This is a genomic window from Rhodovulum viride (genome assembly GCF_003265965.1).
Taxonomy (GTDB): Bacteria; Pseudomonadota; Alphaproteobacteria; order Rhodobacterales; family Rhodobacteraceae; genus Rhodovulum; species Rhodovulum kholense.
In genome coordinates this window covers 226272-249084 of sequence record NZ_MUAV01000004.1, presented here as the reverse complement: position 1 = coordinate 249084, position 22813 = coordinate 226272, and the positions used below count along the sequence as shown (strand labels likewise).

The window sequence follows — 22813 nt, the reverse complement described above, 5'->3', positions numbered from 1 at the left end:
CACGGGCAGGTGCGGCGTCAGGGACAATATTCTTCGTCTGTCCGGCGGTTACATTCGGGCGTCCCGCGTCCGCGGGGCGTTTCCTCATCTGGCCGGGCCTCGGCCCGGCATTCACAATTCCCCTCGGGAGGTCGTGACCTTGGAAATTCTGAAAGACCAGTTCAAATGGATGCTGGGCCTCGTGGCCCTGATCGGCGTGTTCGGGCTCGGCTACGAGCTGAACAAGGCCGATCCCAGCCCGAAAGCCGGGACCGAAGCCGAAGTCGCCGCGGTCGCGGCGCCCGCCGCCGACACCGCGGCTCCGGCAGAGGCCGAAGCGCCGGCCGAAGCGGCCCCGGCCCCGGCCGAGCCGCTCGAAGCCCCGGCCCAATAAGCCCGCAGCGGGTCCCGGACGACCCGGGACATCCGCTGCAGCCTTTGCGCCCGCCGGTCCGCTCCGGCGGGCGCGCTGCTGGAAAGGTTCAGTCCAGCGCCTTGAGAACATCGGTCAGCTTGCCGAAAAGTTCGTCGATCTGGGCCTTGTTGATCATCAGGGGCGGCGACATGGCGATGATGTCGCCGGTGGTGCGGATCATCAGGTTCTTCTCGAAGGCATCGAGGAACGCGGCGAAGGCCCTCTTCGTCGGTTCGCCCGCGATGGGTTCCAGCTCGACCGCGCCGATCAGGCCCATGTTGCGGATGTCGATCACATGCGGCAAGCCTTTCAGCGCGTGCAGCGCATCCTCCCAATAGGGCGCCAGTGCTGCGGCATTCTCGAACAACCCTTCCTCGCGATAGGTCTGAAGCGTCGCCAGCCCCGCGGCCGAGGCGATCGGGTTCCCGGAATAGGTATAGCCATGGAAGAACTCGATCATGTGCTCGGGGCCCTGCATGAAGGCGTCATGCACCTCGGATGTGGTCAGCACCGCGCCCATCGGGATCACCCCGTTGGTCAGGCCCTTGGCGGTGGTCATCATGTCGGGAAGCACCCCGAAATGCTCGGCCGCGAAGGACGACCCAAGCCGCCCGAACCCGGTGATGACCTCGTCGAAGATCAGCAGGATGCCGTGTTTCTTCGTGATCGCGCGCAGCTTTTCCAGATAGCCCTTGGGCGGCAGCAGCACGCCGGTCGAGCCCGACATCGGCTCGACGATCACCGCGGCGATGGTCTCGGCGCCATGCAGCGCCACGATCCGTTCCAGCTCGTCCGCCAGATGGGCGCCATGTTCGGGCTGGCCACGGGTAAAGGCGTTCTGCTCCGGCAGATGGGTATGCGGCAGGTGGTCGACGCCGGTCAGCAGGCTGCCGAACATCTTGCGGTTGCTGACGATCCCGCCGACCGAGATGCCGCCGAAGTTCACCCCGTGATAGCCGCGCTCGCGCCCGATCAGGCGGGTGCGCGCGCCGTCGCCCCGCGCCCGGTGATAGGCGATGGCCATCTTGAGAGCGGTTTCGACCGATTCCGACCCGGAATTGGTGAAGAACACGTGATCCATGCCCTTCGGCGCCATGTCGCGCACCGCGCTGGCCAGCTCGAACGCCTTGGGGTGGCCCATCTGGAAGGCCGGCGCATAGTCAAGCTCAGCCGCCTGCTTCTGGATTGCCTCGGTGATCTTCGGCCGGCAATGGCCCGCGTTGCAGCACCACAGCCCCGCCGTGCCGTCCAGCACCTGGCGGCCGTCGGCGGTGCGGTAATACATGCCTTCTGCGCCCACCAGCATCCGCGGCGCCGTCTTGAATTGCCGGTTCGCGGTGAACGGCATCCAGAAAGCCGACAGGTCGTTGGGACCGGAATTGCGATCGAGCGCCATGGGGGACCCCCTTGAATTATGGCCCTTCGCCCGCGCAAAGGCGAAAGACCCAAAACATTTGACCAAACGGTCAGGGGCACGCTAGCAGAGGTCGGGAACCAGTCAAGCGGACGGCTCCGGCCCCGGCCCGAGTCGTTCTCTCAGTGTCCGACCGAGTGGCGATTTTCGCCCGGGAATGATGGGATTTTGCGCAACCTATGGAAAGTGGAATTAACGGATCAGGCAAATTCCGGTGGCGCGCATGACCGACACCCCGCCCCGCACCCGGATCCAGCAGCGGAATCGCGAGACCATTCTCGGGGCGGCACTGGAGGTGTTTTCGCAGCACGGATTTCGCGGGGCGACGCTGGATCAGATCGCGCAGGCCGCGGGTCTGTCGAAGCCGAACCTGCTGTACTATTTCCCCTCCAAGGAGGCGATGCACGAGGCCTTGCTGGCGGGGCTGATGGACACCTGGCTCGCGCCGCTGCGCGCGCTTGACCCCGGCGGCGAGCCGCTCGACGAAATCCTGGGCTACGTGCACCGCAAACTGTTGCTCAGTCGCGATTTTCCGCGCGAAAGTCGGCTTTTCGCCAACGAGATCCTGCAAGGGGCCGAGCGGATCCGGCCGACGCTTGAAGGTGAATTGAAGACCCTGGTCGACCAGACCGCCGCAGTGATTTCCGGCTGGGCACGCGAGGGCCGGATCGCGCCGGTCGATCCCTATCACCTGATCTTCTCGATCTGGGCGCTGACCCAGCATTACGCCGATTTCGACGTGCAGGTGCGGGCGGTTCTGGGCCCAGGCAAGGACGATCCGTTCGACGGCGCCGACCGCTATCTGGCGACCCTGTTCCGCCGCTTGCTGACCCCCTGACGAGGCGCGGCGGGCGTTAACCTTGAGATCAGAAACCTTCCGCCGGGATCTTCTCAAGACCCCCTGTCTCGTGCATATTTCCTGATGGTGGTGGGGGCCTGAGCTGGAGCTTGGGTGAAATGCAATTTATCGCTCCCATTTCGGTGGGAGGCGCGCATGACGTAGCGCCTACCATTGTCGCCCCTGCGGCGCCGACGGCGCCGGTGGCTGCTGCCGGATCTGGCGGCGGTTCAAGCCAGACACGTTCGGAAACCGGCCAACGCGGCCAGACGCCGATGCGTCAGGAATTTCCTGCGCCCGATCCCGACCGCCCTGCCGGGCCGCCGCCCGCCTTCGATACAACGCCGCTTCAGCTTGAAGCCGAGCGGCGCCAGAACGAAGCCTCCGTCTTCTGGCGGGTCGAGATGGCCGGGGACACGTCCGAGCCGGCCCCGCGCCAGCTTGACATAGAAGTCTGACCTACTCCAACCCCTGCTCCGCGGCGCTTTTTCGCCCGGGATTGTTGGGGTGGGTCGTCCAGTTGGCATAACTCGCCGGGACTTCCGTTCCGGTGCGCGGGTCTATTTCGCCCGGCGCCAGCTGACGCATCTCGATGCAGCCCTCCACCGGGCAGACGTCGATGCAAAGATTGCAGGCCACGCACTCTTCGTCCTTCACCACGAACGACCGGTCCGCCGTCATCTCGATGGCCTGATGGCTGGTATCCTCGCAGGCGGCATAACAGCGACCGCATTTGATGCAGGTTTCGGCGTCGATCTGCGCCTTGGCGATGTAGTTGAGGTTCAGATACTGCCAGTCGGTCACGTTCGGGACCGCCATGCCGACGAAATCGTCCAGACGCGCATGGCCCTTGCGATCCATCCAGTCCGACAGCCCCGCGATCATCTCCTGCACGATCCGGAAGCCGTAGGTCATCGCCGCCGTGCACACCTGCACGTTGCCCGCCCCCAGCGCCATGAACTCGGCCGCATCCTTCCAGGTGGTCACCCCGCCGATGCCGGAGATCGGCAGGCCCCGGGTCGCCGGGTCGCGGGCGATCTCCGACACCATGTTCAGCGCGATGGGTTTGACCGCCGGGCCGCAATAGCCGCCATGGGTGCCCTTGCCGTCGATAGTGGGCTCGGGCGCCATCAGGTCCAGATCGACCGAGGTGATCGAGTTGATGGTGTTGATCAGGCTGACCGCATCGGCGCCCCCCTTGTGGGCGGCGCGGCTGGCCAGGCGGATATCGGTGATGTTGGGCGTGAGCTTCACGATCACCGGCATCCGGGTCATCTGCTTGCACCAGCGGGTGACCATCTCGACATATTCGGGCACCTGCCCCACGGCCGAGCCCATGCCGCGTTCGCTCATCCCGTGCGGACAGCCGAAGTTCAGCTCGACCCCGTCGGCGCCGGTTTCCTCGACCCGCGCGAGGATGTGCCTCCAGGCGTCTTCCTCACAGGGCACCATCAGCGACACCACCAGCGCCCGGTCGGGATAGTCGCGCTTGACCGTCGTGATCTCGCGCAGGTTCACTTCCAGTGGCCGGTCGGTGATCAGCTCGATATTGTTCAACCCCAGAAGCCGCCGGTCGGCGCCGTAGATCGCGCCATAGCGGGGGCCGTTGACGTTCACGACCGGCGCGCCGTCCTCGCCCAGCGTCTTCCAGACCACGCCGCCCCAGCCCGCCTCATAGGCGCGGCGAACATTGTATTCCTTGTCGGTCGGCGGCGCCGAGGCCAGCCAGAACGGGTTCGGGCTTTTGATGCCCACGAAATCGCAGGAAAGATCGGCCATGGATCAGCCCTCCGCCATCAGCGTTGCGTGAATGTCCTCGGCGGCGTCGCGGCCCTCGGCCACCGCCGTCACCGTCAGATCGTCGCCCCCGGTGGCGCAGTCGCCCCCGGCCCAGACCAAGGGCAACGACGTCCGCCCCGGCCCGGTCACCGCGATCTTGCGGCCCGAAAGCGCGATCCCCTCGGGCGCGCCCTCAAGCTTCTGCCCGATGGCCTTGAAGACCTGATCGGCCCGGATCCGGAAGGTCTCGTCCGTCAGTTCCAGCCCGGTGTCGGTTTCGCGGGTATAGGCGAATTCCACTGCCTCGACCGCGCCCTCGCCCAGCAGGCGCAAGGGCGCCGCGCCCGTCACGATCCGCACGCCCTTGGAACTGGCCAGATGCTGTTCCTCTTCCGAGGCGCTCATCGCCGCGCGGTCCCGCCGATAGACCATGGTGACGGATTCCGCCCCCAGAAGCTTTGACTGCACCGCCGCGTCGACCGCCGTCATGCCGCCGCCGATCACCACCACATGGCGCCCGACCGGAATGGTCGACAGATCCTCGGCCTGGCGCAGCCGGGCGATGAAATCGACCGCATCCACCACCTGCGCCTTGTCCTCGCCCTCGGCCCGAAGCGCGTTGACGCCGCCCAGCCCGATTGCGAGGAAGACCGCGTCATGGCCCGCGCGCAGTTCGTCCAGCGTCATGTCGCGGCCCAGCGCCTTGCCGTTCGTGACAGAGATTCCGCCGATCCCCATCAGCCAGGCGACCTCGGCCTGGGCATAGTCGTTGACGGTCTTGTAGGCCGCGATGCCATATTCGTTCAGCCCGCCCGCCTTGGGCCGTGCGTCGAATAGCTGCACCTCATGGCCCTTCATCGCCAGCCGGTGCGCGCAGGCCAGCCCCGCGGGCCCCGCCCCCACCACGGCGATCCGCCGCCCCGTCGGCGCCGCGCGGACGAAGGGGTGACCCTCGCGCGTCATCAGCGTGTCGGTGGCAAAGCGCTGCAAGCGCCCGATCTCGACCGGGCGGGCCTCGGCGGTCATCCGCACGCAGGCCTCCTCGCACAGCTGTTCGGTCGGACAGACCCGCGCGCACATGCCGCCCAAGATGTTCTGTTCGAAGATCGTCCGCGCCGCCGCGGCAGGCGCGCCGGTCGCGATCTCGCGGATGAACAGCGGGATGTCGATAGCGGTGGGACAGGCCGTGACGCAAGGCGCATCATGGCAGAAATAACAGCGATCCGCGGCAACCGCGGCCTCATGCACGGTCAGCGGCGGCGCCTTGTCGGCAAAGTTCCGGGTATAGTCGTCTGGCTGCAGACGCCCGGGAACGACGCCCGGGGTCAGTGGCGAATTGGCCATTCCGGCCCTCCCTGTCTTCTTGTCTTCGGGCAAGCCTGCCACAGCCCCGGATTTTATCAAAAGGTAAATTTTTCAGCCTGCCGTTTTGCCCCAATTCCGGGCCGTGCGCGGGTCCATCTGCCCAAGGAAAAGGCGCCCCTTGTCCCGCACGCACTGTCGCAGGGCGGGTCGCGGGGCCGCCGAACGGCCCGATGCGTCTGACGGCCGGGCGCTCGCATGTCGGCGCGGCGGGCCGCGAAAACCGGCCGCACCGCCTTTCCATGGGGTTTTCCCTCGCGTATAAGCGCCCCAATTCTTACCGCGGCCCCGCCCATGGGCCTGGGGCCGCGCGACCGATCGAGGACAGGCATGACCAAGACTTCCCACGAGGCGGACGTCGCCTTCATCCAGGCGCTGGCCGAGCTTCTGCGCGAACACGACCTGACCGAACTGCAGGTCAAGCGCGAATACGGCGAGGACGACTCGCTGGATGTGCGGGTATCGCGCTCGCAGCCGGCCCCGGTCGTCGCGCATGCCCCGGCGATGCCGATGCCGGCCTACGCCCCGGCCCCCGCCGCGGCCGCCCCCGGCGCCACCGTCGAGGTCAGCGTCGAGGACCCCGCGCAGCATCCGGGCGCCGTCACCTCGCCGATGGTCGGCACCGCCTATCTGCAGCCCGAGCCCGGCTCGGACCCGTTCGTCAAGGTCGGCGAGACCGTGACCGAGGGCCAGACCCTGCTGATCGTCGAAGCCATGAAGACGATGAACCACATCCCCGCCCCGCGCGCCGGGACCGTCAAGCGCATCCTGATCGAGGATTCAGCGCCGGTCGAATTCGGCACGCCGCTGATGATCATCGAGTAGGACGCCGCGGGTCATGTTCGACAAGATCCTCATCGCCAACCGCGGAGAGATCGCGCTCCGCGTGATCCGGGCCTGCCGCGAGATGGGCATTCATTCGGTCGCGGTGCATTCGACCGCCGATGCCGATGCCATGCATGTGCGCATGGCCGACGAAAGCGTCTGCATCGGCCCGCCCCCCGGCACCGAAAGCTATCTGTCCATTCCCTCGATCATTTCGGCCTGTGAAATCACCGGCGCCCAGGCGATCCACCCGGGCTACGGCTTCCTGTCCGAAAACGCGCGTTTCGTGCAGATCGTCGAGGATCACGGCCTGACCTTCATCGGTCCCTCGGCCGAACATATCCGGATGATGGGCGACAAGATCACCGCAAAGGAGACCATGAAGGCGCTGGGCGTGCCCTGCGTGCCCGGGTCGGACGGCGGCGTCCCCGATCTCGAGAGCGCCCGCACGGTCGCGGCCGAGATCGGCTATCCGGTCATCATCAAGGCCACCGCCGGCGGCGGCGGGCGCGGCATGAAGCTGGCCAAGACCGCCGAGGATCTGGAACAGGCCTTCCAGACCGCGCGGGCCGAGGCGAAATCGGCCTTCGGCAATGACGAGGTCTATATCGAGAAATATCTCGGGCGGCCCCGCCATATCGAGATCCAGGTTTTCGGCGATGGCAAGGGCAATGCGGTCCATCTGGGGGAACGCGACTGCTCGCTTCAGCGCCGCCACCAGAAAGTTCTGGAAGAAGCCCCCGGCCCCGTCATCGACCCCGAGACCCGCGCCCGCATCGGCAAGGTCTGCGCCGACGCCGTGGCCCGGATCGGCTATTCCGGCGCCGGGACCATCGAGTTTCTCTTTGAGGATGGCGAGTTCTACTTCATCGAGATGAACACCCGTCTTCAGGTCGAACACCCGGTCACCGAGGCGATCTTCGGCGTCGATCTGGTGCGCGAACAGATCCGCGTGGCAGAAGGCCTGCCGCTGTCCTTCGACCAGGACGATCTGCAGCTGAACGGCCATGCGGTCGAGGTGCGGATCAATGCCGAACGGCTGCCGAACTTCGCGCCCTGCCCCGGCAAGATCACCGCCTATCACGCCCCGGGCGGGCTGGGCGTGCGGATGGATTCGGCGCTTTACGACGGCTATTCGATCCCGCCCTATTACGACAGCCTGATCGGCAAGCTGATCGTCCATGGCCGCGACCGGACCGAGGCTCTGGCCCGGCTCGACCGCGCGCTGGGCGAGCTGATCGTCGACGGGGTCGAGACCACGGCGCCGCTGTTCCGGGCCCTGCTGATGGAACCGGACATCCAGCGCGGCGCTTACAATATCCATTGGCTGGAACGCTGGCTGGAGTCCGGACCCGAGCTCTGACCGGCGCGCCCCCGGCCACGGGAGCGATGATGGATGCCGAACGCCTGACGCCACTGACCCTGCTCAGGGCCTATGCCATGGGGATTTTCCCCATGGCCGAGTCGCGTCATGACCCGCGCATCTTCTGGGTCAATCCGCGCAAGCGCGGCATCTTCCCGCTCGACGGCTTCCATATCTCGAAAAGCCTCGCCCGCACGATCCGCCGGGGCCGGTTCGAGATCCGCGCCGATACCGCCTTCGAGGGCGTGGTGCAGGGCTGCGCCAGCCGCCCCGAGACCTGGATCAACGACGAGATCTACCGCCTCTACCGGCAGCTTTTCGAGCTGGGCCACGCCCATACGATGGAGGTCTGGCAGAACGAGGAACTGGTGGGCGGGGTTTACGGCGTCACGCTGGGCGCGGCCTTCTTCGGCGAAAGCATGTTCTCGCGCCGCACCGACGCCTCGAAGGTGGCGCTGGCCTATCTGGTCGACCGGCTCAGGATCGGGGGGTTCACGCTCTTTGACACGCAGTTCCTGACCGACCATCTGGCCAGCCTCGGCGCCATCGAGATCGAGCGCGACGACTATCTGCTACGGCTGGAACGCGCCGTGAACCTGGGCGCGAATTTCGACCGGGCGGGGCCCCTTCCCGCGGCTCAGCTGCTTTTGCAGCGCAGCACCCAGACGTCGTAGCGCGAATTGTCGAGAGGGTTCAGCGCCGGGCTCGACGCGATCATCCAGCCCGAAAACAGGTGGCTGTTCCGGGTCGGGTCGGAAATGTCGAGATAGGCGAAAGCGTCCGAGGCCGGGTTGTCGGCCGGAAAGCGGCATTCGTCCAGTTTCACGGTCAGCCGCCAGACCCGGCCGGTCTCGCCCGGCGCCAGCGTCAGGTCGACCGTGTCGCCCGACAGCTTGTCGAGCCCCCGCAGCACCGCGCCATGGGGCGCGGTCGCGGTCACCGCGGCGGTCCGGGTCTCGGTCCGGTGCTCCTGCATCACCAGCGGGTCGGGGCGGCTCACCAGCGGCAGCGGGCGGCCCGCCAGCTGGGTCTGATCGAGCCCGAGCCCCTCCATCATCTCGTCGGCATGGGGCATGTCCTCCAGCGGCTCGACCGACCAGCCATCCGGGGTCCAGCCGTCGGGGCTCCACTGCTGCTGGGCCAGCGCGGGCAGCGCCGCCAGCGTCAGAAGCGAGGCCGCCAGCGCCGCGCGGATCATTGCCCGGCACCCCCGCCCGTGCTGGCCGCGTCGTCTCCGGCATCGGCCGCATCCGACCCGCCGCTGCCGCCGACGAATTTCATCAGCAGCGAAATCAGCCCGACCGCGCCCTGGGTGTCGATCACCTCGGCGCCCGGTTCCAGGTTGAAGGGCGAGCCGCCCGGCACCAGTTCGAGGAAGGTCCCGCCCAGAAGCCCTTCGGACGCGACCGCAGCGGTGCTGTCATCCGGGATCTCGATCCCGGTCTTCACCGAAAACCGGGCATCGGCGCGGAAGGTCTGCGGGTTCAGGTCAAGTGCGGTCACGGTGCCGACCTTGACCCCGGCCAGCCGCACATCGGTACCCACCGACACCCCCTCGGCCGAGCGGAAGCTGGCGGTCAGTTCGTAATGGTCCTGGGCGGCATTGCCGATCATGCCCGTCGCATTCGAGGCATAGACGAAAAAGCCTGCGGCCACCGCCAGCACGGCGGCGCCGGTCAGGATTTCGGTCGCGCTGTTCTCTGCCATATCGTGTTTATTCCGGTTGCCAGGCCTCGTAATCGCGCCGCGGCTCGGGCTCGGGCCGGCGGATCGAGCCCGGGGGCGCATAGGCCAGGGGCGTGCCTGTCAGGTTTTCCTTGTGGGGCTTTTCCCAGGCCTTGTGCGGCAGCGGCGCCTCGGTCGGGGGCGCGTCGTAAGTGTGGTGCAGCCAGCCATGCCATTCGGGGGAAATCCGGCTGGCCTCGACCTCGCCGTTATAGATCACCCAGCGCCGCTTGCCGTCCTTCGAGCGGTAGAAGACGTTGCCCTGCCCGTCCTCGCCGACCTTCTGGCCGTTGCGCGCAGTCCAGATCCGGGTGTTCACGGTCTGCCCGTTCCACCAGGTCACGTAGCTGAGAAAACTGTCGACCACGCCCATGCGTTCCTCCTGACCGGTTTGGAATTGGTATGGCCCAAGTCGGGGCCGAGGTCCAGTGCCAGGGCCGGGCCTCACGCAGTCGGCACCGCGCCTCGCGCGCGCGTCCGGTTCCTGTCCGGTTCCGGTCCGGTCCCAGAGGGCCGGGCGCGAGGCGCAGTCGACACCCGGGCTCAGTCGTCCATCTTCAGCGCGTTGATGAAGGCCTGCTGCGGGATCTCGACCTTGCCGAACTGGCGCATCTTCTTCTTGCCGGCCTTCTGCTTGTCCAGAAGCTTGCGCTTTCGCGTCGCATCGCCGCCATAGCATTTCGCGGTCACGTCCTTGCGCAGCGCCGCGATGGTCTCGCGCGCGATCACCCGGCCGCCGATCGCCGCCTGAATCGGGATCTTGAACATGTGGCGCGGGATCAGCTCCTTCAGCTTCTCACACATCGCCCGGCCGCGCATTTCGGCGCGGTCGCGGTGGACCATCACCGACAGCGCATCGACCGGCTCGTCATTGACGAGGATCTGCATCTTCACGAGGTAATCCTCGCGATAGCCCGAGATCTGGTAGTCGAAGCTGGCATAGCCCTTGGTCACCGACTTGAGCCGGTCGTAGAAGTCGAACACCACCTCGTTCAGCGGCAGATCGTAGACCGCCATCGCGCGCGACCCCGCATAGGTCAGGTCCAGCTGCTCGCCCCGGCGGTCCTGGCACAGCTTCAGCACGTCGCCCAGGAACTCGTCGGGCACGAGGATCGTGGCCTTGATCCGCGGCTCTTCGATATGATCGACATAGGTCAGGTCGGGCATGTCGGCGGGGTTGTGCAGCTCGCGCACCTCGCCATCCTTCATGTGGATCTTGTAGATCACCGAGGGCGCCGTGGTGATCAGGTCGATCCCGTATTCCCGCTCCAGCCGGTCGCGCACGACCTCAAGGTGCAAAAGCCCCAGGAACCCGCAGCGGAAGCCAAAGCCCAGCGCCGCCGAAGTCTCCATCTCATAGGTGAAGGAGGCGTCATTCAGCGCCAGTTTCTCGATGGCGTCGCGCAGATCGTCAAAATCGTTGGTATCGACCGGGAACAGCCCGCAGAAGACCACCGGCTGGCTGGGCTTGAACCCCGGAAGCGGCGTCTCGCAGCCCTTCTTCTCGGTCGTCACCGTGTCGCCGACGCGGGTGTCGCGGACCTGCTTGATCGAGGCGGTCAGAAAGCCGATCTCGCCCGGGCCCAGCTCGTCCACGTTCTGCATCGCGGGCCGGAAGACGCCGATCCGGTCGACCGGATAGACACCGCCCGTCTTCATCATGCGGATGCGGTCGCCCTTCTTCAGCACGCCGTCCATGATCCGCACCAGAACCACGACACCTAGATAGGCGTCGTAATAGCTGTCGACCAGCAGCGCCTTCAGGGGTTTCGTCCGGTCGCCCTCATGGGGCGGCGGCAGGCGGGTGACGATGGCCTCCAGCACGTCCGGGATGCCAAGCCCGGTCTTGGCCGAGATCCGGATCGCGTTCGAGGCGTCGATGCCGATCACGTCCTCGATCTGTTCGGCCACCCGCTCGGGCTCGGCCGCCGGAAGGTCGATCTTGTTCAGGACCGGGACGATCTCGTGATCGGCCTCGATGGCGGTATAGACGTTCGCCAGCGTCTGCGCCTCGACCCCCTGAGTCGCATCGACGACCAGCAGCGAGCCCTCGACCGCGCGCATCGACCGGCTGACCTCATAGGCGAAGTCCACATGGCCGGGCGTGTCGATCAGGTTCAGCACATAGATCTGGCCGTCCTTCGCCGGATATTCGATCCGGACGGTGTTGGCCTTGATGGTGATGCCGCGCTCGCGCTCGATATCCATCGAGTCGAGCAACTGCTCCTTCATGTCGCGTTCGGCGACGGTGCCGGTCAGCTGGATCAGCCGGTCGGCAAGGGTCGATTTCCCGTGGTCGATATGGGCCACGATGGAGAAGTTGCGGATGTATCTGAGCTCGGTCATGCGCGCGGATATGCGGTGGATTTCGAAGCCGGTCAATGGGCTGTTTCAAAGGGCCTGCAAAGAGGTCCCGACGGGCGGTTCGCCTGCCAGATATAGCACGATCCGCCCCCACCACACGCGCCCATCCAACCGGGCTCTGCAGACACCTCCGCGCAAGCGCGTTTCCCGCACTTGATCGGTGGCCGAGCCGCCAGCAAACTGGAGCGGGCGGAGAGGTTTGTCATGGCGATTACCGACTTGGAGAATACCGAGGCGTGGGAAAGTGCAGCCGCGCGAGGTTCAGGCTGTCTTTGCTGCACGCTGTGCGTTGCGCGGGTTGCCGGCAATCAGGCGCGCCAATGATCGGACGGTTCGCCGAATAGCGCTCCCTTTGCTGCGCGCTATCCTGAGTTCGGGAGTTGCGGGCACATGTCCAACTCCTGAAGTCATCCGCTCCGCCGCCTCCGACGCCGCCGCCTCCCACGTCCTTTACGCCACAGATTATGACGCCGCTGCCATCTCGAACGTCGATGGCGATCCGGCGTCAGTGTTCCTCACGCCGCTCTGGCCGGGCGGCGCTTTTCCCAAGAAGCTGGCGCGAGAGTACAAGAAACTCCGCGCCTTCTGGCAGAAGGACGCGTCCGTCTGGGACTTCTGGCAGAAATGGTACGAGGACATGCTGGCGGGCCGACCCGTCGACTGGGACTTCCTGCGGCAGGTCCTGCTGCTTCCCGATGAGGACTGGAAAAGGGGACCGGCCCATGTCGCGCGCCTCATCGAAAAGCTCCGCGCAAAGCGTGATCTGCAAGGCAACATCAAGGACCTCGAACAGGACCTGACGGGCACAACGTCATCTCGCCTTGGCCTCGGCGGGAACAACCCGCCGGAACCGCTCGATCGGGACAGCCAACTGCCCGCGGGGCTCCTGATCGTCTGGGCGCCGCTTCAGGAGCTGAAGGAGGAGGCCGAAAAGCAAGCACCCGATCCGGCCAGACTGCGCAAGGCAACCGATGCCCTGATCCTTGCCCTCGCAGAGATCGGGAAATGGTGCGGACGGAAGCTGGATCGGGCCACCGACAAAGCCATCGACTAGGGCGTTTCGGCCGGGCTGGGGTATCTGGTCTTGCATCAGGACAAGATCCGCGCGGTCATCGACGCGGCCGAAGCCTAGCTGAAGCTTCCCTGAGCCCTGGGCAGGACGCCTGCCCGCCCTACTCCTTTCGAGGACAGGAGGGCCGACATGACCGAGCACACCACCATCCGCATTCGCGTCACCGGGCGGGTTCAGGGCGTGGGGTTTCGCGCCTGGACCCAAGCTCGCGCCGAGGAACTGGGGCTCAAAGGCTGGGTGCGCAATGCCGCCGATGGCAGCGTCGAGGCGTGGGTCTCGGGGCCTGCCGGGGCGGTGGCGGATCTGGTCGAGGCGCTTGCCCACGGCCCCGCCGCCGCGCGGGTCGCCGCGGTCGAGACCGGACCGGCCGATGCGGCCTCCGACGCTGCCGAACCCGGCTTTCGCATCCTGCGCTAAGCGGTTTACGCCCTATATGGTCTCTGCGTCGCCTCTTGAAAGGATTGCGTTGTGACACGTTCGCCCGACACGGACCTCAACACAGGCCTCGACACAGGCCCCGGCCCCGCAGAGCCCCCACGCGACACGGCCCAGCATGCGCGCGAATTGACCGGACACCTCGCCTGGCTCGACAGCTTTACCGGCGTGGCGCTCGGCGTTCTGGCGGCGGCCTCTGGGATCTACACCTATATCGGCGTGCGCTCGCTGCTCGATGACAGCGGCGCCTGGACGACCTTCGCGGCACTTGCCTATTCGCTGGCGGTCTCGGTCGCGATCTTCGTCTTCTGGACCTACATGATGCGCCTGTTGCCCGCCATGCGAAGTGCCGCGTCGCGGACGGGATTGCTGCTGTCGATGGGCCTGGGCAGCGTGGCAATCATCGCGATGTCGTCCTGGCTGAATGCGGCGGCGCTGGCGGGCGCGGCGGCGGTGGAACAGCACCTGGCCCATACGGTGCAGGACTATCAGGCCGCGCTGGAACGAACCCATGCCAACACCATCGCGGGCCAGAGCCTGTCGCGGGACGTCGCCCGCGTGCGGGCCAGTTTCGAAAGCCTGTCGGATCAGGAAGAGGGCGGCAACCTGTCGGGCCTTGCCGGGCGCGGCGCGGTGTTCCGCATCCTGACCCAGAAGGCGGCGGAACTGGCCGCGCTCGAGGACCAGATCGCAGGCCAGGGCCGTGCCGTCGAAGAGGCCTTCGCCGAGGGCAATGCCATCCTCAGCCGGATGCGCGCGCTGACCGTTCAGGCGGGTGCCGTCGAGAACCGGTCGCTGATGTTCTCGGAAGAGGCGGTGCGGCTTTCGGGGATCGTGGCGCGCCTGCGCCAGCTGAACGCGGCCCCCCTGGTCGTGCGCGCGGCGGGCGATCTGCGCGACTCGGTCGTCCTGCCCACCCTCGATGCGGGCTCGGCGCTCGGGCGCCAGTCGCAGGAGGCCACCATCGCCTCGGTGCTGCAGGCGCTTCGCGACCGTGCCGACACGCTGGAGGCCGCCGCCACCGAGGTCGCCACCCGCCCGGAACCGGCCGAGGTCGAATACACCCCCCTCTCGGCCGCCGACGCGGTCATCCGCTATGCCGGGAATTTCGTGCCCTCCTGGGCAGGCGCCATCGCCATCGACCTGTTGCCGGGCGTTCTGGTCTTCATCCTCATGGTCACGCATCAGGCCATCCGGACCAGCCGGGGCGTCAGCGCCCTGCAGGACACGATGACGGTGGCCGAGTTGCGCGCCGCGCTCGAGGCCGCCCGCGCGCTGGGTCTGGACGACCGGGCCGCGCCAGTCCCCGGCGCCAGCGACCTGACACGGCCGAAGCCCATTCCGGTCAGGGGGGCGGAGTAGGCCATGGACGACACGCAGCCGTTCTCCGCGCGCGGCCTGCGCCGGGCGATCCTGGCCGTTCTTGCGGTGCAGGCGGGCATCGCGGCCCTTCTTGTCGCCATCGATCTTCTCCAGGCCATCCCACGGCCGGGGCTTCCGTCGGCTCCGGGGCCCGCGGGTCCGTCGGTGCGCCCCTATGTGCCAGATCGCCATCCAGCCGGTCCCGATGCGCCGCGCGGACGCCCCATGGCAGACCGGCTTGCCTTCGATGGAACCGGCGACCGCCTGAACGTCTCGGGCCAGATCGCACCGGGCGACGCCGAGCGCATGGTCCAGGAGCTGTCCCGGCGTTCTGAGGCTGGCGAGCCTGTACGTGTCGTCAATCTCGACAGCACGGGCGGTTCGGTTCGCGACGCGCTGGCCATCGGCCGCGAGCTGCGCGAGCGCGAGATCGACACCCAGGTTGCCGACGGCGCCATCTGCTTTTCGGCCTGTCCCTACATCTTCGCCGGCGGGGTCGAGCGGACGGTGGCCCAAGGCGGCCGTCTGGGCGTGCATCAGCACTATTTCGGCGAAAGCACGTTCCTGCCCGCCTTCATGGCCGTCAACGACATCCAGCGCGGGCAGGCCGAGGTCATGGCGCATCTGCGGGCCATGGGCGTCGACCCCGCCCTGCTGGAACCCGCGATGCGCACGCCGCCCGGCGAGATCTACATCCTCGACCGGCAAGAGCTGGTCGAGTTCCGGCTGGTGACTTCGGACGACTAGCTGAAACAATCCGACGCGTGCGGACAGGCCGTCACTCCGCCTTCCAGGGGACTTCGCGCCGCGGCCCCGGATGGCCCCGCCAGACATCGTCTGCGCGTTGGAGGGCTGGTGGAGCGGAACTCGGGCTTCCGGAGCGAATGCCGGCCGGTCGACGGGCAGAGCCGACCGAACGGTGTGAGGGCACAATACGCCGCCGCCGGGCCGTCTTCGGCGGCGCCACGGGTCGGGCCGGAGAGGTTGCGGCGGACCTGATGCCTTCGGAACGGATCCATCGGCCGGGTTTCAGGTCCCGTTCGCCGCCCGCTTCGGGTCCGGGTGCCATCCGGCCGACCGGCCTTGTCGATGAGCGGGATGCGGGGTGCGATGTCGCCCCCTGCCAGCCCGGCCGTGGTCCTGATCCGCCCTCCGGGACGATGCCGACCCCGTCCGTCACGCGGTGCCGCTTCGTCCTTGTCGCGCCTCGACGTGACCGGCCCACCGCGTGCCGTCGACGGGCCTCAACGCCCGGCACGAGCCATGATCTGGGCCGCGCGCTGGACCGGCTCGCACTCTGCCAGATCGGCGGCCACCGGACCGATCCGGCGGCGCCAGTTGGGGTGGCTGTCGACGGTGCCGGGCAGGTTCGCTTGTTCGGTGGCCCCAAGCATGTCCTCGACCTGCAACGCCACCAGCCGGGCCGGACTTGCCGCCAGGGCCGCATGGAGCGCATCGACCCCGACCCCGCCGATCCGCACGCTCAGCGCCTGGGCCTGACCCGCGCGCTCGGCCCGAAGCGCCTCGGCGCGGTCGGGCGGGATATGGCCAAGCGTCAGATGCCAGTCGATGTCGCGCCCCGCGCCCCAGGCGGCGAAGGGCGGCAGATCGTGGCTGCCGAAACTGCCCAGCACAGGCTCGGGCCAAATCTCAAGATCGGTGTCGAACATCGCCAGCCGACAGCCCAGAAGCCCCGAGCTCGCCAGATCCTCGCGCAGCCCCTCGGGCACATTGCCGAGGTCCTCGCCGACGATCACGGCCCCAGCCCGCGCCGCCTCGATCCGTGCCACCGCCAGAAGGGCCGCGCGCGGCATTCGCACATAGCCCCCCGGCGCGCCCCCTTCGGGCACCCAGAAGGTGCGTTCGAAGCCAAGGATATGGTCGATCCGCAAGAGCCCGGCGAAGCGCAGCTGGGCGCGCAGGATCTCGGCCAGCGGGCGGAAGCCGCGCGCGGCCAGCGCGCCGGGCACCATCGGCGCCAAGCCCCAGCTTTGGCCTTGCGGCGCGAAGGCATCGGGCGGCGCGCCCAGAGAGACGCCCTGCGCGAAAAGCCCCGGATCGGCCCAGGTCTCGGCCCCGCCCGGATGGGTCCCGACCGCAAGGTCCAGATACAGCCCCTGCGCCATCCCCGCCGCCTGCGCCGCGGCGCGGACCCGGTCGAGCTGGCCCTCGGCCTGAAGCTGCAGCCAGAGATGGAAGGCGACCGCCTCGGCATTCTCGGCGGCGAAGCGACGCGTGGCCGGGCTGTCGGGGCTGCGATACTCGGCGGGCCAGTCGGGCCAATAGGGACCGAACCGGTCGGCCAGCGCCTGATGCAGCGCGAAGCGGTCCAGATCGGCGCCGTCAGCCGCCCTGCGACGCGCGGCCAGCGCCTTTGCGTCGAGACCGGCAAAAGCCGCGCGCAGCGCCGCCATCCGCGCGGCGATGGCGCCGGGATAGTCCACCAGATCGCCGCCCGCCTGCGTGCCCTCGCCGGGCACCGCCAGATGGGCCACGTTGAAGCGGCGGCGGCTCGAGGGCGAATAGGGGCTGATCGCGAGGGGATCGGTCGGAAAGCCCGCATGGATCGGGTTGATCCCGACAAAGCCTGCGCCAAGCCCGCCCAGCCCGGCCAGAGCGGTCCGAAGATCGTCGAAATCGCCCAGCCCGCCGGTCGCGGCATCGCGCAGCCCGTACAGTGGCAGCATGACGCCCCAACCGCGCTCGGGCAGCGGCAGAGCGGGGGGCGCCGCCAGCAAGGTGGACGTCTGGCCGCCCGAGATCAGCCGATGAATGCCAAGGGGCAGCGCGGGCAAAGGGTCCTCCGCACGGCCTTCGATCAGCCCGCCGCTCTCAAGCTCGATCCGCCACTCGGCCGGAACGGTCAGCTCGGGGGCCACGCCCTCGGCCGCGACCAGCCAGTCGGGCAGAACGCGACCCGCCCGCATAGCCTCGAATGCGGCCAGCGTTTCGGCCGCCTCGGCCTCGGTCGCGGCGGGCAGTCCCATCGCGGCCAGGAGGGCCTGCGCGGTCTCCGGCAGGGTCTCGCGTTCGGTGCCGGTCAGGTCGCGATAAACCGGCAGCAGACCGGCCGCCTGGGCCAGCACGGCCAGAGCGGTCAAACCGGCTGCTCCTCTTCCAGCACCAGAACGGCCACGGCCTCGGCAGGCATCTGGAAGCTGCCCTCGACCGGCTCGGGCGCCAGATCGGGGCGCGAGCTGTCCAGATGCAGGCTCCAGACCTGGCCCTCGGGCGCGTCGGGCACCGTGACCTCGACCGCCTCGCCCGCGTTGAAGACCGCGACGATGGCATATTCCAGCGCGGCATAGGGCGGCGTGCCCGAGGCGGTGCGCAACTCGACCACCAGAAGCCGCAGCTCGGGGTCCTCCCAGTCGGCCCGGCACATCGGCTCGCCATCGGCGCGGCGCCAGAAAAGATCCTCGATCCCGTCGAGCGCGCGTTCGCGGGAATGCAGGAACAGCTTTTGCCGCAGGATCGGGTGGGCCTTGCGGAAGGCGATGCATTTCGCAGTGAAGGCCAGAAAGGCGTCGTCGGCGCCCTGCCAGTCGACCCAGGCGGTGGCGTTGTCCTGGCAATAGGCGTTGTTGTTGCCGTGCTGGGTATGGCCGATCTCGTCGCCCGCGAGGATCATCGGCACACCCTGGCTGAGGAAAAGCGTCGCCATCATGTTGCGCCGCCGCTGCGCCCGGGCCGCCGTCACGGCCGGATCGGTGCTGGGCCCCTCGACGCCCATATTGTCGGAATAATTCGCCGAATGGCCGTCGCGATTGTCCTCGCCATTGGCCTCGTTATGCTTGTCGTTGTAGCTGACCACATCCATCAGCGTGAAGCCGTCATGGGCGGTCAGCAGGTTGACGCTGGAACTGGCCGGACGGCCGGAATGATCGAATTGCGGGGCCGAGCCCATCAGCCGCGCCGCCAGATCCGGCACCCGCCCCGGATCGCGGCGCCAGAACCGCCGCACCCCGTCGCGGAACCGGTCGTTCCATTCGGAAAAGGGCGGCGGGAAGGCGCCCAGCTGATAGCCGCCCGGGCCGATATCCCAGGGTTCGGCGATCAGCTTGACCCGGGCCAGCACCGGGTCCTGCCGCATCGCCTGAAAGATCGCCGCATTGGGGTCGAACCCGTCCGGCCCCCGGCCAAGCGTCGCCGCCAGATCGAAGCGGAAGCCGTCCACATGCATCGTCTCGACCCAGTAGCGCAGGCTGTCCATCACCATCCGCAGGACCATCGGATGGCCGGTGTTCAGCGTGTTGCCGCAGCCGGTGTCGTTGACGTAATAGCGCCGGTCCTCGGCCAGCCGGTAATAGCTGGCATTGTCGATGCCCCGGAACGACAGCGTCGGCCCCATCTCGTTGCCTTCGCAGGTGTGGTTGTAGACCACATCCAGCAGCACCTCGATCCCCGCCGAATGCAGCCGCGCCACCATGCGCTGGAACTCGGCGATGTCGCCGGTCTCCATGTAGCGGGGATCCGGGGCGAAGAACGCGAGCGTCTGGTAGCCCCAGTAGTTCGTCAGCCCCTTCTCGACCAGGAAACGGTCGTTGAGGAAGGCCTGCACCGGCAAAAGCTCGATCGCGGTGATGCCGAGCCGGCGCAGATGGTCCAGCATCGGGTCCGAGGCCAGCGCGCGGAACTTGCCCGGGGCATGCAGCCGCGGGTGGCGGCAGGTCAGGCCCTTGACATGGGCCTCGTAGATCACGGTTTCCGACATCGGCGTCGCGGGCGGCGCATCGTCGCCCCAGTCGATATCGGGGGCCACCACGATCGAGCGCGGCGCATAGGGGGCGCTGTCGCGCGTGTCGAAGCTGAGATCGGCCTGTGCGGCACCCACCTCGTATCCCATCAGCGCGTCGTGCCAGCGCGGCTGGCGCGAGATCCGCCTGGCATAGGGATCGACCAGCAGCTTGTTGGGGTTGAATCGGTGACCCTGGTCGGGATGGTACGGGCCCGAGATGCGATAGCCGTAATGCTGGCCCGGCTGCAGCCCGTCGATCCGGCCGTGCCAGACATGATGCGTGCGTTCGGGCAGGTCGATATTGGCAAGCTCGGTGCGGCCGGTTTCGTCGAACAGGCACAGCGACACCCGGCTGGCATGTTCCGAGAAGATCGCGAAATTGACGCCCTCGCCATCGTATCGCGCGCCAAGCGCGTTCGGACAACCGGCGGTGATCGTGGTGGGCAATGTCGTCATGGGGTGGGAACGATCTCCCGGAAGAGGCGGGCATAGGCGGCGGCAGAGCCCTGCCAGCCGACCGGCGCGCGCATGGCGTTGCGCTGAAGTTTCGCGAAAAGATCCGTGTCGGCATAGAGGTCGCAAAGCCGGTCGAGCGCGACCGACAGCGCCTCGGCGGTCACCGGGGCAAACTGGATGCCGGTCGCCACACCCGCCGCCAGCGCCGCCGGATTGGCGTCGATCACGGTATCGGCCAGCCCGCCGGTGCGGGCCACGACCGGGATGGTGCCATAGCGCAGCCCGTACATCTGGGTCAGCCCGCAGGGTTCGAAGCGCGAGGGCAAGAGGATCGCGTCGCCCCCCGCGATCAGCCGGTGCGCCAGCGCCTCGTCATAGCCGATCCGGACCGCGACGCCCTCGTGTCGGGCCGCGGCCGAGCGCCAGGCCTGTTCCAAGGGCGGCTCGCCCGAGCCCAGAAGCGCCAGCCGCCCGCCGCGCGCCACCAGATCCGGCAGCGCCTGCAGAAGCAGGTCGAGCCCCTTCTGCCCGGTCAGGCGCGAGACCACGACGCAAAGCGGCCCCGGCCCGTCGCTCAGGCCCATTTCCTCCAGCAGCGCCGCCCGTGCCTTGGCCTTGCCGCGCGGCTGCCTGAAGCGCACCGCATGGGGGTCGGTCGCGGGGTCCCAGTCGGCCTCGTCGATGCCGTTCAGGATACCCAGCACATCGCCCGCCCGCGCCCGGATCACCCCGTCGAGCCCGCCGCCGAATTCGGGCGTCCGCAGCTCGCGCGCATAGGTCGGGCTGACGGTCGTCACCTTCCAGGCATAGACAAGCCCCGCCTTCAGCGCGGACACCTGTCCGTAGAACTCCATGCCGCCCGGATGAAAGGCCCAGCCCGGCAGACCCAGCGCGGCCATCCGCGCGGCGGGCATCAGTCCGTGAAAGGCGATGTTATGGACCGTCATCACGGTCGGCAGATCGACGCTGCGGGCCTTGAGGTACAGCGGCACCAGACCCGCCTGCCAGTCGTGGCACTGGATCAGGTCGGGCTGCCAGCCGCCCGCGCCCTCGGCGCCGATCTGCGCCCCCATCCACGAAAGCGCGCCGAAACGGATGTCGTTGTCGGGCCAGTCGCTGCCGCCGCCATCGAGATACGGCCCGCCGGGACGGTCGAAAAGATGCGCGGCCTCCAGCACGTAAAGCTCGAGCCCGGCATGGCGCGCGAAGTAAAGCCGCGCCGGACCGCCGAAGAAATCAGGGCTTTCCCAGACCGTCTCGGCCGCCTCCGTCCTGGCCAGCACCGCCGGATAGCCGGGGATCAGCACCCGCATCTCGACCCCTTCGGCCTTCAGCGCCCCGGGCAGCGCCCCCGCCACATCCGCAAGCCCCCCGGTCTTGACCAGGGGCACGCATTCGGACGCGACCGACAGGACGCGCAGGCTCATGCGCGCGCCCTCCGGTCCAGCATCGACTGGGTTATCAGGGTGATCCCGCCCTCGGTCACGCGGAACCATTTGGCATCCTCTTCCGGGTCCTCGCCGACGACCAGCCCCTGCGGGATCACGACGCCGCGGTCGATCACCACGTTCTTCAGGCGCGCGCGCCGGCCGACCTCGACATAGGGCAGCACCACCGCATGGTCGAGCACCGCGTAGGAATTGGTGTGGACCATCGTGAACAGCAGCGAATTGCGCACCTCGGTGCCCGAGATGACGCAGCCGCCCGAGATCATCGAGGAGACCGCAGACCCGCGCCGGTCTTCCTCGTCATGGACGAACTTGGCGGGCGGCACGGATTCCGAATAGGTCCAGATCGGCCAGCTCTTGTCCCAGAGGTTCAGATCGGGGGTGAAATCGGTCAGGTCGATATTGGCCTTCCAGAAGGCGTCGATGGTGCCGACATCGCGCCAGTAGGCGGGCGAATCCGCGCGATCCTTGACGCAGGACGAGGTGAAGCGATGCGCCATCGCCTTTCCGCCCTTGACGATGCCGGGGATCAGGTCGGTGCCGAAATCGTGGCTGGAGCCGGGGTTATCGGCATCCTCGATCAGCAGCGCGCGCAGGAATTTCCAGTCGAAGACATAGATGCCCATCGACACCAGGCATTGATCGGGATCGCCGGGCATCCCCGGCGGGTCCTTGGGCTTTTCGATGAACTCGACGATCCGGTCGGCCTCGTCCACCTTCATCACACCGAAGGCCGAGCCCTCCTGGCGGGGCACGGTCAGACACCCCACCGTCACGTCGGCGCCCGTCTCGACATGGTGACGCAGCATGATCTCGTAATCCATCTTGTAGATGTGGTCGCCCGCGAGGATCAGCACGTAATCGACGCCATAACTGTCGACGATGTCGATATTCTGGGTCACCGCATCGGCCGTGCCCTGATACCACAGGCTTTCCGAAACCCGCTGGCTGGCCGGAAGGATGTCGAGATATTCGTTGCGCTCGGCGCGGAAGAAGTTCCAGCCGCGCTGGCAATGGCGGATCAGCGAATGCGCCTTGTACTGGGTCGCGACCGCCATCTTGCGGATGCCCGAATTCAGCGCGTTCGACAGCGCGAAGTCGATGATCCGGGTCTTGCCGCCGAAATAGACCGCGGGCTTGGCCCGCATGTCGGTCAGCTCGTTCAGGCGGCTGCCGCGGCCGCCCGCCAGCACGAAGGCCATGCTGCGGCCCGCGAGCCTGCTGTAACGGGTCTCCAT

At 67.6% G+C, this 22813-nt stretch carries 21 protein-coding genes; 10 read left to right on the top strand and 11 right to left on the bottom strand.

Features of this window, described 5'->3' with window-relative positions:
• Nucleotides 1-139 precede the first annotated feature (139 nt).
• On the top strand, nt 140-373 hold the full coding sequence (locus tag BYZ73_RS22670; protein WP_181497963.1) for a hypothetical protein: 234 nt from the start codon (nt 140-142) through the stop codon (nt 371-373).
• Between the two features lie 88 nt (nt 374-461).
• Here the strand turns inward: BYZ73_RS22670 and aptA are convergent, their stop codons facing one another.
• Entirely contained in the window at nt 462-1790 is a 1329-nt protein-coding gene (gene aptA / locus BYZ73_RS05210) for an omega-aminotransferase AptA (RefSeq protein ID WP_112315153.1), read from the bottom strand.
• Nucleotides 1791-2031: 241 nt separating this feature from the next.
• On the opposite strand from aptA, the gene BYZ73_RS05205 reads away from it, so the two are divergent.
• Together BYZ73_RS05205 and BYZ73_RS05200 are read left to right on the top strand one after the other, a co-directional pair.
• On the top strand, nt 2032-2646 hold the full coding sequence (locus BYZ73_RS05205; RefSeq protein ID WP_112315152.1) for a TetR family transcriptional regulator C-terminal domain-containing protein: 615 nt from the start codon (nt 2032-2034) through the stop codon (nt 2644-2646).
• A 275-nt stretch (nt 2647-2921) separates the two neighbouring features.
• Nucleotides 2922-3104: a hypothetical protein gene (locus BYZ73_RS05200; protein WP_108026410.1), complete on the top strand. Its 183-nt coding sequence runs from the start codon at nt 2922-2924 to the stop codon at nt 3102-3104.
• Between the two features lies 1 nt (nt 3105).
• Here the strand turns inward: BYZ73_RS05200 and preA are convergent, their stop codons facing one another.
• Nucleotides 3106-4425: an NAD-dependent dihydropyrimidine dehydrogenase subunit PreA gene (gene preA / locus BYZ73_RS05195; RefSeq protein WP_112315151.1), complete on the bottom strand. Its 1320-nt coding sequence runs from the start codon at nt 4423-4425 to the stop codon at nt 3106-3108.
• Nucleotides 4426-4428: 3 nt separating this feature from the next.
• Complete coding sequence (locus BYZ73_RS05190; RefSeq protein ID WP_112315150.1) at nt 4429-5769, bottom strand: NAD(P)-dependent oxidoreductase; 1341 nt, start codon at nt 5767-5769, stop codon at nt 4429-4431.
• A gap of 348 nt (nt 5770-6117) precedes the next feature.
• Between BYZ73_RS05190 and accB the strand changes: the two genes are divergently transcribed.
• Genes accB through aat form a run of 3 tightly spaced genes read left to right on the top strand, consistent with a single transcriptional unit; the run spans nt 6118 to nt 8649 of the window.
• Nucleotides 6118-6612 carry an acetyl-CoA carboxylase biotin carboxyl carrier protein gene (accB, locus tag BYZ73_RS05185; RefSeq protein ID WP_112315149.1) on the top strand — a complete coding sequence of 165 codons (495 nt, stop codon included), beginning with the start codon at nt 6118-6120 and terminating at the stop codon, nt 6610-6612.
• Between the two features lie 13 nt (nt 6613-6625).
• Nucleotides 6626-7975 carry an acetyl-CoA carboxylase biotin carboxylase subunit gene (gene accC / locus BYZ73_RS05180; RefSeq protein WP_112315148.1) on the top strand — a complete coding sequence of 450 codons (1350 nt, stop codon included), beginning with the start codon at nt 6626-6628 and terminating at the stop codon, nt 7973-7975.
• Between the two features lie 29 nt (nt 7976-8004).
• The gene (gene aat / locus BYZ73_RS05175) at nt 8005-8649 is read left to right on the top strand and encodes a leucyl/phenylalanyl-tRNA--protein transferase (protein WP_425451066.1); all 645 of its coding nucleotides are present in this window, start codon (nt 8005-8007) and stop codon (nt 8647-8649) included.
• On the opposite strand, the gene BYZ73_RS23700 is transcribed toward aat, so the two are convergent.
• The 4 genes from BYZ73_RS23700 to lepA all read right to left on the bottom strand — a co-directional run bounded on the left by BYZ73_RS23700 (nt 8613) and on the right by lepA (nt 12046).
• Entirely contained in the window at nt 8613-9173 is a 561-nt protein-coding gene (locus BYZ73_RS23700; protein WP_245895633.1) for a DUF2155 domain-containing protein, read from the bottom strand. The two genes, aat and BYZ73_RS23700, sit on opposite strands and share 37 nt — an antisense overlap.
• Nucleotides 9170-9682: an outer membrane lipid asymmetry maintenance protein MlaD gene (gene mlaD, locus BYZ73_RS05165; protein ID WP_112315146.1), complete on the bottom strand. Its 513-nt coding sequence runs from the start codon at nt 9680-9682 to the stop codon at nt 9170-9172. Before mlaD ends, BYZ73_RS23700 begins: the two co-directional genes overlap by 4 nt.
• A 7-nt stretch (nt 9683-9689) precedes the next feature.
• Nucleotides 9690-10073 (bottom strand): NADH:ubiquinone oxidoreductase subunit NDUFA12, encoded by a 384-nt coding sequence (locus BYZ73_RS05160; RefSeq protein WP_112315145.1) that lies wholly within the window; start codon nt 10071-10073, stop codon nt 9690-9692.
• Between the two features lie 170 nt (nt 10074-10243).
• Nucleotides 10244-12046, bottom strand: a complete 1803-nt coding sequence (gene lepA / locus BYZ73_RS05155; protein WP_112315174.1) for a translation elongation factor 4 — start codon at nt 12044-12046, stop codon at nt 10244-10246.
• A gap of 262 nt (nt 12047-12308) precedes the next feature.
• On the opposite strand from lepA, the gene BYZ73_RS22355 reads away from it, so the two are divergent.
• The 4 genes from BYZ73_RS22355 to BYZ73_RS05135 all read left to right on the top strand — a co-directional run bounded on the left by BYZ73_RS22355 (nt 12309) and on the right by BYZ73_RS05135 (nt 15680).
• Nucleotides 12309-13118: a hypothetical protein gene (locus tag BYZ73_RS22355; RefSeq protein WP_146746256.1), complete on the top strand. Its 810-nt coding sequence runs from the start codon at nt 12309-12311 to the stop codon at nt 13116-13118.
• 147 nt (nt 13119-13265) lie between these two features.
• Entirely contained in the window at nt 13266-13553 is a 288-nt protein-coding gene (locus tag BYZ73_RS05145) for an acylphosphatase (protein WP_112315143.1), read from the top strand.
• 51 nt (nt 13554-13604) lie between these two features.
• A complete protein-coding gene (locus BYZ73_RS05140) occupies nt 13605-14933 on the top strand; it encodes a hypothetical protein (RefSeq protein ID WP_425451065.1) in 1329 nt (442 codons plus the stop codon).
• Nucleotides 14934-14936: 3 nt separating this feature from the next.
• A complete protein-coding gene (locus tag BYZ73_RS05135) occupies nt 14937-15680 on the top strand; it encodes a COG3904 family protein (RefSeq protein WP_112315142.1) in 744 nt (247 codons plus the stop codon).
• A gap of 497 nt (nt 15681-16177) precedes the next feature.
• Here BYZ73_RS05135 and malQ read toward each other — a convergent pair whose 3' ends face one another.
• From malQ to glgC, 4 genes are read right to left on the bottom strand one after another with little or no spacing between them, the layout of a single operon-like run.
• Nucleotides 16178-18034, bottom strand: a complete 1857-nt coding sequence (malQ, locus tag BYZ73_RS05130) for a 4-alpha-glucanotransferase (protein ID WP_245943052.1) — start codon at nt 18032-18034, stop codon at nt 16178-16180.
• Entirely contained in the window at nt 18031-20127 is a 2097-nt protein-coding gene (gene glgX, locus BYZ73_RS05125; RefSeq protein ID WP_112315141.1) for a glycogen debranching protein GlgX, read from the bottom strand. Before glgX ends, malQ begins: the two co-directional genes overlap by 4 nt.
• Nucleotides 20124-21554, bottom strand: coding sequence for a glycogen synthase GlgA (glgA, locus tag BYZ73_RS05120; RefSeq protein ID WP_112315140.1), 1431 nt, complete (start codon nt 21552-21554; stop codon nt 20124-20126). The genes glgX and glgA overlap by 4 nt, the downstream gene beginning before the upstream one ends.
• On the bottom strand, nt 21551-22813 hold the full coding sequence (gene glgC / locus BYZ73_RS05115) for a glucose-1-phosphate adenylyltransferase (protein ID WP_108026371.1): 1263 nt from the start codon (nt 22811-22813) through the stop codon (nt 21551-21553). Before glgC ends, glgA begins: the two co-directional genes overlap by 4 nt.